Raw genomic sequence first — 12,535 nt, 5'->3', positions numbered from 1 at the left:
CGCTCAAGCCGGGTTTTTCAAGCCCAATTAAGGGCTTGCGCTTGCGATGATTCTAGGCCGAGGCGGCGTGGCGAAGCTCGCCGTGGCGCTCGCGGAACAGCTTGTCCTCCCAGGCCAGCGCATGGGCTGCGATGGTCTCGAGGTCCTCGTATTGCGGCCGCCAGTCGAGCAGGCTGCGGATGCGGCCGGTGTCGGCGACCATGGTCATGATGTCGCCGGGCCGACGCGGGGCGTATTGCACGGCGAAGCTGCGGCCCGAAACCCGGCGCACGGCGTCGATGGTCTCCAGCACCGAATAGCCGCGGCCATAACCGCAATTCAGCGTGGTCGAGGCGCCGCCATTGCGCAAATAGGCCAGTGCCGAGCGATGCGCCTGCGAGAGGTCCGTGACGTGGATGAAGTCGCGAATGCAGCTGCCGTCGGGGGTCGGATAGTCGGTGCCGAACACGTCGATCTTGGCGCGCTGGCCGGTGGCGGCCTCCACCGCGATCTTGAGCAGATGCGTGGCGCCGACTGTGGCAAGCCCGATGCGCGCCTGCGGATCGGCGCCGGCCACGTTGAAATAACGCAAGGTCACGTATTGCATGCCGTAGGCGGCGGCGACGTCGTGCAGCATGATCTCAGTCATCAGCTTCGAGGAGCCGTAGGGCGACAGCGGCCGCGTCGGCGCGTGCTCGGGCACCGGCACCTGGTCCGGATTGCCGTAGACGGCGGCGGTCGAGGAAAAGATGAAGCGGCCGATGCCGCGCTTGACCGCGACGTTGAGCAGGTTGCGCGTGGTCGTGAAGTTGTTGCGGTAATAGCCGAGCGGATCGCGCATCGAATCCGGCACGACGACCGAGCCTGCGAAATGGATGATGCTCTCGATGTCGTGCTGGGCGATCACGCCTTCGAGCAGGTTCTCGTCGCCGGCATCGCCGATGAACAGCGGCACGCCTTCGGGCAGGTAGGCCGAGAAGCCGGTGGAGAGATCGTCGATCACGACGACGTCCTCGCCGGCCTCCGCCAGCGCCAGGACCGTGTGACTTCCGATGTAGCCGGCGCCGCCGGTGACTAGCACAGTCATGATCTCACCCGTCTTCGATCAACGCGCAAGGCTAGCGCTTGCGTGGTGAAGAGGGGGTATCGGCGGCACTGAACTGGTCACTATGCTTAATGTTGCGTATAGGGATTTTGTGAATTGGAGCATGACGTGGCGAATTCCCAGGGCGATCTCGAGGTGATCGTGCCAAATCTGCACAGGCGCTATTCCGGGGTCACCGCGACCAACCGGATGGTCGCGCCGCGGCTGGCAAAGCTGTACCGCGCCGCCTGGTTCGGCTCCGACGCGCCGGCGGGGATCGCGCGCCTCGGCGTTGCCGATTTCCTCAAGCTCTGGCGTCGCAAGGCGCCGCTGATCTGGCACGCGCGCCGCAACAACGAGATGATCGCGGGCGTTGGCTTGCGCGCGCTCGGCTGGCCGCTCAAGCTCGTGTTCACCTCTGCGGCGCAGCGGCATCACAGCTGGATCACGCGCTGGCTGATCCGGCGCATGGACGCGATCATCGCAACGTCAGATCTCTCGGCCTCGTTCCTGAAGGTGAAGGCGACGGTGATCCCGCACGGCGTCGACACCGACGTCTATGCGCCGCCGGCCGATCGCACTGCTGCCTTCGCTGAAGCCGCGCTGCCGGGCCGCTACGCCATCGGCTGCTTCGGCCGCGTGCGGGCGCAGAAGGGCACCGATGTGTTCGTCGATGCGATGTGCCGTCTGCTGCCGCGCTATCCCGAGTTCACCGCCGTCATCGTCGGGCAGATTACGGCCGAGCAGACGCCCTTTGCCAACGACCTGAAGAAGCGCATCGAGGCCGCCGGCCTGCAATCGCGCATCGTCATCACCGGCGAATTGCCGATCGAAGCGGTGCAGCGCTGGTATCAGCGGCTGACGATCTACGCCTTCACCTCACGCAACGAGGGTTTTGGGCTGACGCTGATCGAAGCGATGGCGGCGGGCAGCGCGTTGGTCGCCGCACGCGCCGGCGCGGCGGAGCTCGTCGTCGAGGATGGTGTCACCGGCGTGCTGATCCCGACGGGAGATGCCGACGCGCTTGCTGCAGCGGTCGAGCCACTGATGCGCGACGTGGCCGCGGCGACCGCGATGGGTGAGCGCGGGCGGGCGCGGGTGTTCGAGAAGTTCAGCCTCGATGCGGAAGCGGCGCGCATCGGCGCGGTCTATCGGCCGCTGCTCTGAGCACGGCTCCTGGGGCCGCAAACAAAAACTGCAAAAACAACCCCATGCACAGTAGCCGGCGTCAGCAAAATCAAGGGCTTGGCCGAGAGAGTCTTATCGATTGCGGATTTTTCGAATCTGGTTTGACTCGTCGGGCAAAACACTGGCAGAATGCGATCATTGGCGCGAGCCGCGATCGCCTCAGCTCTTTGCCCTCGCCCCCACTTCCCCCAGCACCCGCTGCGCGATCCCCACCACCTCCGCCGCTGCAATATTCCGCATGCAGCGGTGGTCGTTGATCTTGCAGACCGTGCTCTGGCAGGGCTGGCAGGACAGCTTCTCCTTGTCCTGCACCACCGTTGCCGCAAGGCCGTTAAGGGGCGCCCAGAGGTAGGGGCTGGTGGGACCGAAAATGCCCATGGTCGGCGTGCCCAGGGCGGCTGCGATGTGCATCAGGCCGGAATCGTTGGAGATGGCAACGCCGGCCGCGGCCATGGCGAGGACGCCGTTGCGCAGATCGGTGCCGGTGAGGTCGCGCACCCCAGGGCTGCCAGCGGTCCCCCGGCCGCCGGCGGCGACGATCTCCTGGGCAAGGCCCTTTTCGGCGGGACCGCCGACCACCCAGACCTCGAGGCCGCGCTCGACCAGCAGGCGGGCGGCTTCGGGATAAGAGGTCCAGCGCTTGGAGGCGCCGACCGAGCCCGGGGCGAGCGCCACCGCGGCCCCGGCGCCGAGACCATTGGCCTCGCGCCAGCGGGCGATCTGTTCGGCCGGGACGCGCAGTTGCGGCACCGGCCATTCCGCCGGCAGGGGCGCCCCGTCGGGCTGGGCGAGGGCGGCGTTCTTGTCGATGAAGCGGGGTAGCTTCTTCTCACTCCAGCGCCAGCGGTTGAGCAGGCCGAACCGGAACTCGCCGACGAAGCCGATCCGTTCAGGAATACCAGCGAGCGCGGGCGCGATGGCCGCCTTCCAGGTCCGGGGCAGCACCAGGGCGGTGCCGTAGTTCCGCTTCCGCAGCAGCTCCGCCAGGCCGAACTGGCGTGCGATGGCGAGCCGGCTGCGCGGCATGTCCCAGACGATGCCGGCGCGCACCCCGGGCATGTAATCGACCAGCGGGGCGCACAGGGACGTGGTGAGGAGATCGACCGGCCGGTTCGGCCAGCGCTCCTTCAGGACCCGCACGACGGTGTGATTCCGTACGAAATCGCCGATCCACATGTAGGGAACGATCAGGATCGGGCGTGTGTCGCTCCGGTCTGCATCATTGCCATGTTGCGAATCGATATTCATTCTTTGTGAGGGCCGAGCGCGTGCCGATATCGCGGTTCGGTTAGCCGCTCCGGGCCGGCAGGTAAAGCCGGCAGAACAGCAATCCCAAAACCGCTTACACTTTGGCGGATCATGCGCTACGGCAGGACCGGGCACCAAAAATCGGGCAGGTAGGTGGAATGTTGCTGGTGACCGGCGGGGCCGGTTTTATCGGATCGAATGTCGTGGCCGCGCTGAACGAGGCCGGTCGCAGCGACGTCGTGGTCTGCGATCTCCTGGGAACCGAAGGCAAGTGGCGCAACCTCGCCAAGCGGCAACTCGTGGATATCGTTCCCCCCGCCGAGCTGATGGACTGGCTGAAGGGCCGCAAGCTGGAGGCCATGATCCATCTCGGGGCGATTTCCGAGACCACCGCGACCGACGGCGACCTCGTCATCGAGACCAATTTCCGCCTGTCGATGCGCCTTCTGGACTGGTGCACGATGAACGCGGTGCCGTTCATCTACGCCTCTTCAGCGGCGACCTATGGCGACGGCACGGAAGGCTTCGACGACGATTCCTCGCTTTCGGCGCTGAAGAAATTGCGGCCGATGAATCTCTACGGCTGGAGCAAGCACCTGTTCGATCTCGCTGTCGCCGAACGTGTGGCGCGCGGCGATGGTCTCCCGCCGCAATGGGCCGGCCTGAAATTCTTCAACGTGTTCGGCCCCAACGAATATCACAAGGGCTCGATGATGAGCGTGTTGGCGCGGCGCTTCGACGACGTGAGCGCAGGCCGCGTCGTGCAGCTGTTCAAATCGCATCGCGAGGGCATCGAGGACGGCGATCAGCGTCGCGATTTCATCTATGTCGACGACGTCGTGCGCGTGGTCCTCTGGCTGCTCGCGACGCCGTCGGTGTCCGGCCTGTTCAACGTCGGCACCGGCAAGGCGCGCAGCTTCAAGGACCTCATTCTGGCTGCCTATGCGGCGCTCGGCACCAGGCCCAACATCGAATACGTCGACATGCCCGAGCAGATCCGGGGCAGCTACCAGTATTTCACCCAGAGCGAGGTCGATCGTCTGCTCCGCGCCGGCTATAACGGCGGCTTCACGACGCTCGAGGACGCAGTGAAGGCCTATGTCGGGGATTATCTCGACCGGCCCGATCGCTTTCGCTGAGGCCCTTTCGACCATGCCGACGCCCATTCTCGATTTCGATGCCCTCGCGCAAGCCATCTCAGGCCGCACGGTGCTGTGCATCGGCGACATCATGCTGGACGAGTTCGTCTACGGCGAGGTGTCGCGGATCTCGCCGGAAGCGCCGGCGCCCGTCATCGCCGCCCAGCGCGGCGAGATCCACGTCGGCGGCGCCGGCAACGTCGCGCGCAACGTCGCTTCGCTCGGCGCGCGCTGCATCTTCGTCGGCCTCATCGGCGAGGACGACGCCGGTACGCGGCTCGAGGCCGCGCTCAATGATCAAGCCGGCATCGAGAGTGTGCTGGTGCGCGACGCCTCGCGGCCGACCACGCGAAAAGTCCGTTTCGTCTCCGAACATTTTTCCACGCACATGCTGCGCGCCGATTGGGAGCAGGCGCTGGCTGCGTCCGACGACGTCGAAACGAAGTTGATCGAGGCGATCCTGCCGCAGATCGCGCGCGCCGACATCGTGCTGCTGTCCGACTATGCCAAGGGCGTGCTGACGGCGCGCGTGATCCGCCACACCATCGACGCCGCGCGCAAGCTCGGCAAGCCCGTCATCGTCGATCCCAAGAGCCTGAACTGGGCGATCTATCGCGGCGCCACGCTGCTCACGCCCAACCGCAAGGAATTCTCGGAAGCGACCCGCAGCCGCGCCGAAACGGTGCAGAGCATCGTCGAGGCCAGCGAGGACGTGATGCGGCTCGCCGATTGCGAGGCGATCCTGGTCACCCAGGGCGAGCACGGCATGACCTTGGTGCCGCGGAATGGCGGGGCCGTTCACGTGCCGGCCTTCCCGGTGAAGGTGCGCGACGTCTCCGGCGCCGGTGACACCGTCGCTGCTGCGCTTGCGGTGTCGCTCGCGGCCGGCGCGGACTGGGACACGGCGCTGCGCATGGCCAATGCCGCCGCCGCCGTCGCCGTCGGCAAGCAGGGCACCGCCAGCGTCAGCGCGGCCGAGCTGCGACGCAAGATCCTGCCGCATGCAACTCTCGCGGCCGAGGAGAAGATCGTGCTCGATCCGGCCGCACTCGACACGCAGCTCGCCGAATGGAAAAGGCAAGGCCTGCGCGTCGGCTTCACCAACGGCTGTTTCGACATCCTCCATCCCGGCCACGTCAAGGTGCTGACCGCGGCGCGCGCCGCCTGCGATCGCCTGATCGTCGGCCTCAACAGCGACGCCTCGGTGCGGCGGCTGAAGGGTGCCGATCGTCCGGTCCAGGACGAGCGCGCGCGTGCCGAGGTGCTCGCCGCACTGGAGGCCGTCGATCTCGTCGTGATCTTCGAAGAGGACACGCCGATCGACCTGATCAAGAGGATCAAGCCGGGCGTGCTGGTGAAGGGCGGCGACTACACCCGCGAACAGGTCGTCGGCCACGAGGTGGTCGAGGCCGCGGGCGGGGTGGTCGTGCTGGTCGACATTCTCCAGGGCTTCAGCACGACGGCGCTGGTGCATCGCGCCAGGGGAGGGAGCAAGTGACGGCGCTCGCACGCGAAACGACCAGCGAAATGCTGCATCGCCGTCTGCGCAGTCCGGCTGCCTGGCGCGAGACCGTCGACATATTCGCGGTCCTGACCGCGGCCTCGCTGCCCTGGTCGACCTCTCTTGCCGGGATCTTCAACGTGCTCATGCTGCTCTGCATGGTGCCGTTTCTCGACGTCCGCGCGTTCCTGCAATCGCTGAAGCGCCCGATCTGTGCGGCCCCGATCGCCCTGGTCCTGCTCGCGCTGGTGGGGACGCTCTGGTCGGATGCGACCTGGGGCGCGCGCTTCTATGCGGTCAATCCAACCATGAAGCTGCTGGTGCTCCCGGTTCTGCTCTATCATTTCGAGCGCTCGCAACGCGGGCACTGGATCTTCGTCGCCTTCCTGGTGTCCTGCGCCTTGTTGTCGGTGATGTCCTGGCTGGTCGCCTTCTACCCGAACCTCGCGCTCAAGACCGATCCGCCCGAGCGCGGCATCTTCGTCAAGAACTACATCAACCAGAGTCAGGAGTTCGCGCTTTGCGCGGTCGCGCTCGCCTATCCGATCGTGACGCTGCTGCGCGAGAAGCGTTTCTGGCTCGCCGGACTGCTGACGGCGCTGGCGCTGAGCTTTTTCGCCAACATGGCGTTCGTGGTGGTGTCGCGCACCGCCCTCGTCACCGTTCCGATCATGTTCGGCGTGTTCGCGTTGCTTCACCTCAAATGGCGGAGCCTTGCGATCATCTCCGCCGCTTTGCTCGGCGGCGCCGTTCTTGCCTGGCAGACCTCGCCGCAATTGCGCCACACTGCCGAGAGGTTTAGCACCGACTATACCGGCTATGTGGAGAGGGGCGAGCCGACCTCCATGGGCATGCGCCTGGAATTCTGGCGGAAGTCGTTCGGCTTCTTCGCGGAGGCGCCGATCATGGGGCACGGCACCGGCTCGACGCGCGGATTGTTCGAACGCGTCGCGACACCCGCCGGCCAGTACAAGGCGTCCGCCGAAGTGATCGGCAACCCCCACAATCAGACGTTGAACGTCGCCGTGCAATGGGGGCTGATCGGCGTCACGGTGCTCTATGCGATCTGGTTCCTGCATCTGCGGTTGTTCCGCGGCGACGGGCTTGCCAACTGGATCGGGCTTCTGGTCGTGGTGCAGAACGTCTTCACCTCGCTGTTCAATTCCCATCTGTTCGACTTTCATGAGGGCTGGATGTACGTCATTGGCGTCGGCGTCGCCGGCGGAATGGTGATCCGGGAACAACAGGTCGGGGCGAAGATGGGGGAAGCCGGTTCCTGAGGGGCCACACGGCTGGCAAGTCTTGTCCGGATGGGCTATCAGCGCGATCAGGTTGTATCCAATCGGGTTTTCATCGGTCGGCGGATGACGCGGCTTTCGCATCTTACCTCGCGCAATTTCTTGATCGCGCTCCACGACCTGCTCGCGACCACGGCGGCGCTTTTTGCCGCCTTCTATCTGCGATTCGAGGGTGGCGAAGGCTTCTTCGAGCGCCTGCCGCTGCTGTTCCAGATCCTGCCCTACTTCCTCGCCTTCAGCGTGGTCGTTTTCTTCGTCCTCAACCTGACCACGACGAAATGGCGCTTCATCTCGCTGCCTGATGCGCTGAACATCATTCGCGCGGCGACCGTGCTGACGGTTGCGCTGCTCGTGCTCGACTACATCTTCGTTGCCCCCAACGTCCGCGGCGCCTTTTTTCTCGGCAAGGTGACGATCGTCCTCTACTGGTTCCTCGAGATCTCCTTCCTCAGCGCCCTGCGCATGACCTATCGCTACTTCCGCTATACGCGGGTGCGCCGTGATGCGAGGACCGGTGATGCTGCGCCGACCTTGCTGATCGGCCGCGCTGCGGATGCCGAGGTGCTGCTGCGCGGAATCGAGAGCGGGGCGATCAAGCGGATCTGGCCGATCGGCGTCTTGTCGCCGTCGAGCGCCGACCGCGGCCAGTTCATCCGCACCGTGCCGGTGCTGGGCGGCATCGACGACGTCGAGGACGTCATCGCCGACTTCGCCAAGCGCAACAAACCGATCGCGCGCCTCATCATGACGCCGTCGGCGTTCGAGCCGGAGGCCCATCCGGAATCGATCCTGATGCGGGCGCGCAAGCTGGGTGTGATCGTCAACCGGATGCCCTCGCTCGAGAGCGGCGACACGCCGCGGCTCACGGCAGTCGCGGTCGAGGACCTCCTGCTGCGGCCGAGCGAGAAGATCGACTATGCGCGCCTCGAGGCCCTGATCAGGGGCAAGGCCGTGCTCGTCACCGGTGGCGGCGGCTCGATCGGCTCGGAAATCTGCGAGCGCGTCGTGGCTTTCGGCGCGGCGCGGCTCCTGATCGTGGAGAACTCGGAGCCGGCGCTCTATGCGATCTCCGAAGCGCTTGCCGCCCGCGGGGCGGCAGCCGCGATCGAGGCGCGGATCGCCGACATTCGCGACCGGGAGCGCATCATGCGCGTGATGGCGGAGTTCAAGCCGGACATCGTATTCCACGCCGCGGCGCTCAAGCACGTTCCGATCCTCGAACGCGACTGGAGCGAAGGCGTCAAGACCAACATCTTCGGCTCGATCAACGTTGCCGAAGCTGCGGTGGCGGCCGGCGCCGAGGCGATGGTGATGATCTCGACCGACAAGGCGATCGAGCCGGTGTCGATGCTCGGCCTGACCAAGCGCTTCGCGGAGATGTACTGCCAGGCGCTGGATCACGACCTCGCCGCCGGCGCGCGCGGGGCCAAGCCGCCGATGCGGCTGATCTCGGTGCGGTTCGGCAACGTGCTGGCCTCGAACGGCTCGGTGGTGCCGAAGTTCAAGGCCCAGATCGAGGCCGGCGGCCCGGTGACCGTGACGCATCCCGACATGGTCCGCTACTTCATGACCATCCGCGAGGCCTGCGATCTCGTGATCACCGCGGCCACGCATGCGCTCGGAACCCAGCGTCCCGACGTCTCCGTCTACGTGCTCAACATGGGCCAGCCGGTGAAGATCGTCGATCTCGCCGAGCGCATGATCCGCCTGTCCGGTCTGCAGCCCGGCTACGACATCGAGATCGTGTTCACCGGCATGCGCCCGGGCGAGCGCCTGCACGAGATCCTGTTCGCCTCGGAGGAGCCGACCCGCGAAATCGGCGTCCCCGGAATCATGGCTGCGCAGCCGAACGAACCGCCGATGCAGACGCTGCGCAAATGGATCGCGGCGCTCGAGCAGGCGATCGCGCGCGACGATCGCGCCACCATCAGGACCATCCTGAAGGACGCGGTGCCCGAATTCGGGTCGACCGCGGCCTGACCATTGTTGCGCAATCTCGCGCTCGGGGATCAACGATGAGCGAACGTAAGCCAGTCGTGCTGGTGACGGGAGCGAGCGGCTTCATCGGCCGTCATCTCGGGCAGGCGCTGGCGTGCGAGGGATGGTCGGTCCGCCCCGTGGTCCGCAAGCGGCAGGGCATCGACGGCGAGGTCGTGATCGAATCGATCGGCCCCGACACCGACTGGCGGGCCGCGCTCGAGGGGGTGGAGGCGGTCGTCCACCTTGCCGCGCGCGTGCATCACAGGCGCGAGGAGCATGCGGCCCAGCTCTACCAGGACGTCAACACCGCCGGCACGGTGCGCCTGGCGCGCAGCGCGGCGATGGCCGGCGTGCGCCATTTCATCTTCATCAGCACCGTGCTGGTGCATGGCCGCAGCACCGAGGGCAGGGCCCCCTTCAGCGAGAACGACGTCCCGACGCCGCGCGGCCTCTACGGGACGTCCAAGGCCGCGGCCGAGGCGGGCCTGAGGACGCTCGCGCGCGAGTGCGACATGAAGATCTCTGTGATCAGGCCGCCCATGGTCTACGGCGCGAGCGCCAAGGGAAGTTTCGCTCTGTTGACGCGCGCGATGAACCTCGGGGTGCCGTTGCCGTTCGCCGCGATCCGCAATCGCCGCGCCTTCCTTGCCGTGCAGAACCTGTCGTCCTTCATCCTGCATCGGCTCACTCATCCAGATGCGGCCGGCCATTTCGAGATATTCCTGCTCGCCGACAGCGAGCAGTTCTCGACGCCCGAATTCATCGCGCGTCTGGCGAAGGCGTCCGGCAGGAGCCCGCGGCTGTTCGGCATGCCGCCGGGCCTGCTCAGCGCGCTTTTCCGCGTGATCGGCCGGCAGGACATGCATGACAGCCTGATCGGCTCGCTCGAGCTCGACGTCTCCAAGGCGCTCGCGACCGGCTGGCGGCCGGAGGTTTCCCTCGACGAGGGGCTGCGGCTCGCCGTGTCGGCTCAAGTCACCTGAGCGCCGGAGAAACGCCGCAGGGCGAATGCGACGGCGGCCGCCCCTGTGATGAGGCAGACGATCGTGATCGCCGTCGAGCCGGAGCGAACGGTAGCGATGGCGAGCAATGCCAGTACGAGATTGAGCGCGAATGCCTCGCCGATCACCCGCTTCACCGTGAACCCGTTGTCGGTCGCACGCTGATAAAAGTGGGTGCGGTGCGCCGACCAGAACGGTTCGCGCCGGATGATGCGCCGGAACAGCGTGATGGTGGAATCGGCAAGATAATAGGCGGGCAACAGCAGCGCCGCGGCCGGCTGCCCCCGAAACGCAAGCTCCAAAAGGCACCAGCCGAGCAGGAGGCCGATCGGCAGGCTGCCGACATCGCCCAGGAAGACTTTTGCGACGGGACGGTTGAAGGGCGCAAAGCCGAGCATGGCGCCGCACAGCGCGGTGGCGATCAGCACGGCCGGCCATGAGAGATCCCCGAGCATCCCCAGCAGCAGCAGCGCAGCGGTGACCGGAACGACTTCCGCCACCGTCATCAGGTCGAGCCCGTCCATGAAGTTGACGAGGTTTACGAACCAGACGCCGGCAAGGACGACGAGGCCGCGCTCCAGCGCAAGCGGCAGCGCCGGCACGATGCGCGCCGTCTCGGGAGCGGTGAACACCACGGCGCCGACGCAGGCGGCCTGCAGCACCAGCCGCACCAGCACGGGCAGCGACACCATGTCGTCGGCGAAGCCGACCAGCGCGATCACGATTGTCGCAGCGACCAGCGCCGGCGGGATCGCGACATTGGCCGAGACCCCCCACAGCGAGGCGACGATCAGCGTCGCGGCGATCACCGCAATGCCCGCGCCCTGCGGGGTCGGGATGCGATGGGAGGACCGCGCATTCGGCCGCGCCAGCGCGTAGCGCTGCAGCAGGGGGCGGCTGGTCCAGGTCACGAGCGCCGAGATCAGCGCGGCGGCCGCAACGGCAAGCAGCAGGGCCGCGCCGGCAAGCGCATCGGCAGCCGAGCTCACTCCGGCACTCCGATCGGGGCCGACCCTTGCGCGGCTTTCTCCGCGCTGAGGATCCAGACCAGGCCGCCGAATGCCCCGACGATGAAGAACACGGCGCCGTAGAGCAGCGAGACGTTGACGCCCTCGTTGGCGGAAAGTCCCGCAAAGCCGAACGCAAGGCTCATCGTGGCTTCACGGACGCCCCAGCCGGCGATCGAGATCGGCATCATCGTGATCAGCATCACCGGCGGCACGAGCAGAAAGACGTCGCTGAAGCGAACCGGGGCCGCAATCGACTGCACGACGCACCAGGCGATGACGACGGCGAGCACGTGAACGAGGATCGACAGGATTGCGATGAGGGGGCCATGGGTGCGGCTGAAGATCACGCGATTGGCGATGACGGCGCAGGCGTGAATGTGGTGCGTTGCCCACCAGGTCTTCAGCCAGCGCCATTTCAGCGCGCCGAAGATCAGGAAGCCGACGCCGCCGGCCAGCGCGAGGAGGTCGATGAGCAGCAGCGCCGAGCGCCCGTGCGGATCGGTAATGAGGGTGTAGCTCCAGGGCAGGCTCGCGACGATCACGATCGCGAGCGCGATGAGGCCGATGGCGCGGTCGACGAAGATCGAGTAGGTCGCCGCGCGCCAGCCGGCGCCGGCGCGCGCGACCAGCCACAGCCGCACCGCATCGCCGCCGATCGCGGACGGCAGCGTCTGGTTGAAGAACGAGCCGATCACGTTGTAGCGCATGGCACGGCGGAGCTCGAGCGGCGCGCCGCAGACGACGCTGATCTCGCGCCAGCGCAGCACGCCGACGAAGATCTGCAGGAACGTGACCGCGATCGCCACACCGATCCAGAACAGGCTGGTCACGGTGAGGCGGGAAAACAGCTCAGACAGGTCGACCTTGCGTAGCGCCAGATAGAGCAGCGCCACGGAAATCAGGATTTTGGCCGTCGACAACAGGATTCGGCGCATCTCGTCCGCATGAACAGGGTTTGCGAAGATTGAGGCAACCCGACGCGAGGCGCCGAATTCGGGCGCTTTGGTATGGTTTTGGCGCCGATCTTGCAATAGCCGTCGTTAAGGACGCCATGACGAGACCTCGTGAAGGAGCGGGGAGCCTATTGCGACCCCCTCGAGGTGGCGG

10 protein-coding genes are annotated in these 12,535 nt (G+C 66.4%); 6 read left to right on the top strand and 4 right to left on the bottom strand.

The window, feature by feature from the left end; translation table 11 throughout:
• Positions 1–52: 52 nt before the first annotated feature.
• Positions 53–1,066, bottom strand: coding sequence for a UDP-glucose 4-epimerase GalE (gene galE, locus N2604_RS29470; protein ID WP_260371553.1), 1,014 nt, complete (start codon positions 1,064–1,066; stop codon positions 53–55).
• Between the two features lie 126 nt (positions 1,067–1,192).
• On the opposite strand from galE, the gene N2604_RS29465 reads away from it, so the two are divergent.
• Positions 1,193–2,230 carry a glycosyltransferase family 4 protein gene (locus N2604_RS29465; protein WP_260371552.1) on the top strand — a complete coding sequence of 346 codons (1,038 nt, stop codon included), beginning with the start codon at positions 1,193–1,195 and terminating at the stop codon, positions 2,228–2,230.
• Between the two features lie 180 nt (positions 2,231–2,410).
• Here N2604_RS29465 and waaF read toward each other — a convergent pair whose 3' ends face one another.
• Positions 2,411–3,499: a lipopolysaccharide heptosyltransferase II gene (gene waaF / locus N2604_RS29460; RefSeq protein WP_260371551.1), complete on the bottom strand. Its 1,089-nt coding sequence runs from the start codon at positions 3,497–3,499 to the stop codon at positions 2,411–2,413.
• Between the two features lie 158 nt (positions 3,500–3,657).
• Between waaF and rfaD the strand changes: the two genes are divergently transcribed.
• From rfaD to N2604_RS29435, 5 genes are all read left to right on the top strand, one after another.
• Entirely contained in the window at positions 3,658–4,638 is a 981-nt protein-coding gene (gene rfaD, locus N2604_RS29455; protein ID WP_260371550.1) for an ADP-glyceromanno-heptose 6-epimerase, read from the top strand.
• 13 nt (positions 4,639–4,651) lie between these two features.
• Positions 4,652–6,136 (top strand): D-glycero-beta-D-manno-heptose-7-phosphate kinase, encoded by a 1,485-nt coding sequence (gene rfaE1, locus N2604_RS29450; RefSeq protein ID WP_260371549.1) that lies wholly within the window; start codon positions 4,652–4,654, stop codon positions 6,134–6,136.
• Positions 6,133–7,419, top strand: a complete 1,287-nt coding sequence (locus N2604_RS29445) for an O-antigen ligase (protein ID WP_260371548.1) — start codon at positions 6,133–6,135, stop codon at positions 7,417–7,419. Before rfaE1 ends, N2604_RS29445 begins: the two co-directional genes overlap by 4 nt.
• An 84-nt stretch (positions 7,420–7,503) precedes the next feature.
• Positions 7,504–9,417, top strand: coding sequence for an SDR family NAD(P)-dependent oxidoreductase (locus N2604_RS29440; RefSeq protein WP_260371547.1), 1,914 nt, complete (start codon positions 7,504–7,506; stop codon positions 9,415–9,417).
• A 35-nt stretch (positions 9,418–9,452) separates the two neighbouring features.
• Positions 9,453–10,400, top strand: coding sequence for an NAD-dependent epimerase/dehydratase family protein (locus N2604_RS29435; RefSeq protein WP_260371546.1), 948 nt, complete (start codon positions 9,453–9,455; stop codon positions 10,398–10,400).
• On the opposite strand, the gene N2604_RS29430 is transcribed toward N2604_RS29435, so the two are convergent.
• Together N2604_RS29430 and N2604_RS29425 are read right to left on the bottom strand one after the other, a co-directional pair.
• Complete coding sequence (locus N2604_RS29430; protein WP_260371545.1) at positions 10,388–11,407, bottom strand: glycosyltransferase family 4 protein; 1,020 nt, start codon at positions 11,405–11,407, stop codon at positions 10,388–10,390. The genes N2604_RS29435 and N2604_RS29430 overlap by 13 nt on opposite strands.
• Positions 11,404–12,363 carry a lysylphosphatidylglycerol synthase transmembrane domain-containing protein gene (locus tag N2604_RS29425; protein ID WP_260371544.1) on the bottom strand — a complete coding sequence of 320 codons (960 nt, stop codon included), beginning with the start codon at positions 12,361–12,363 and terminating at the stop codon, positions 11,404–11,406. The genes N2604_RS29430 and N2604_RS29425 overlap by 4 nt, the downstream gene beginning before the upstream one ends.
• Between the last annotated feature and the right edge of the window lie 172 nt (positions 12,364–12,535).

Origin of the sequence: Bradyrhizobium sp. CB1015, from assembly GCF_025200925.1 — a bacterium.
Lineage (GTDB): Bacteria > Pseudomonadota > Alphaproteobacteria > Rhizobiales > Xanthobacteraceae > Bradyrhizobium.
Note: the sequence above shows the minus strand (reverse complement) of the source record. Positions and strands in the feature narration are given on the sequence as shown.

Coding starts and splice junctions, on each gene's coding strand:
- N2604_RS29440 (WP_260371547.1), top strand. CDS start 7,504: ATGACGCGGCTTTCGCATCTTACCTCGCGCAATTTCTTGATCGCGCTC.
- waaF (WP_260371551.1), bottom strand. CDS start 3,499: ATGAATATCGATTCGCAACATGGCAATGATGCAGACCGGAGCGACACA.
- galE (WP_260371553.1), bottom strand. CDS start 1,066: ATGACTGTGCTAGTCACCGGCGGCGCCGGCTACATCGGAAGTCACACG.
- N2604_RS29435 (WP_260371546.1), top strand. CDS start 9,453: ATGAGCGAACGTAAGCCAGTCGTGCTGGTGACGGGAGCGAGCGGCTTC.
- rfaD (WP_260371550.1), top strand. CDS start 3,658: ATGTTGCTGGTGACCGGCGGGGCCGGTTTTATCGGATCGAATGTCGTG.
- N2604_RS29425 (WP_260371544.1), bottom strand. CDS start 12,363: ATGCGCCGAATCCTGTTGTCGACGGCCAAAATCCTGATTTCCGTGGCG.
- rfaE1 (WP_260371549.1), top strand. CDS start 4,652: ATGCCGACGCCCATTCTCGATTTCGATGCCCTCGCGCAAGCCATCTCA.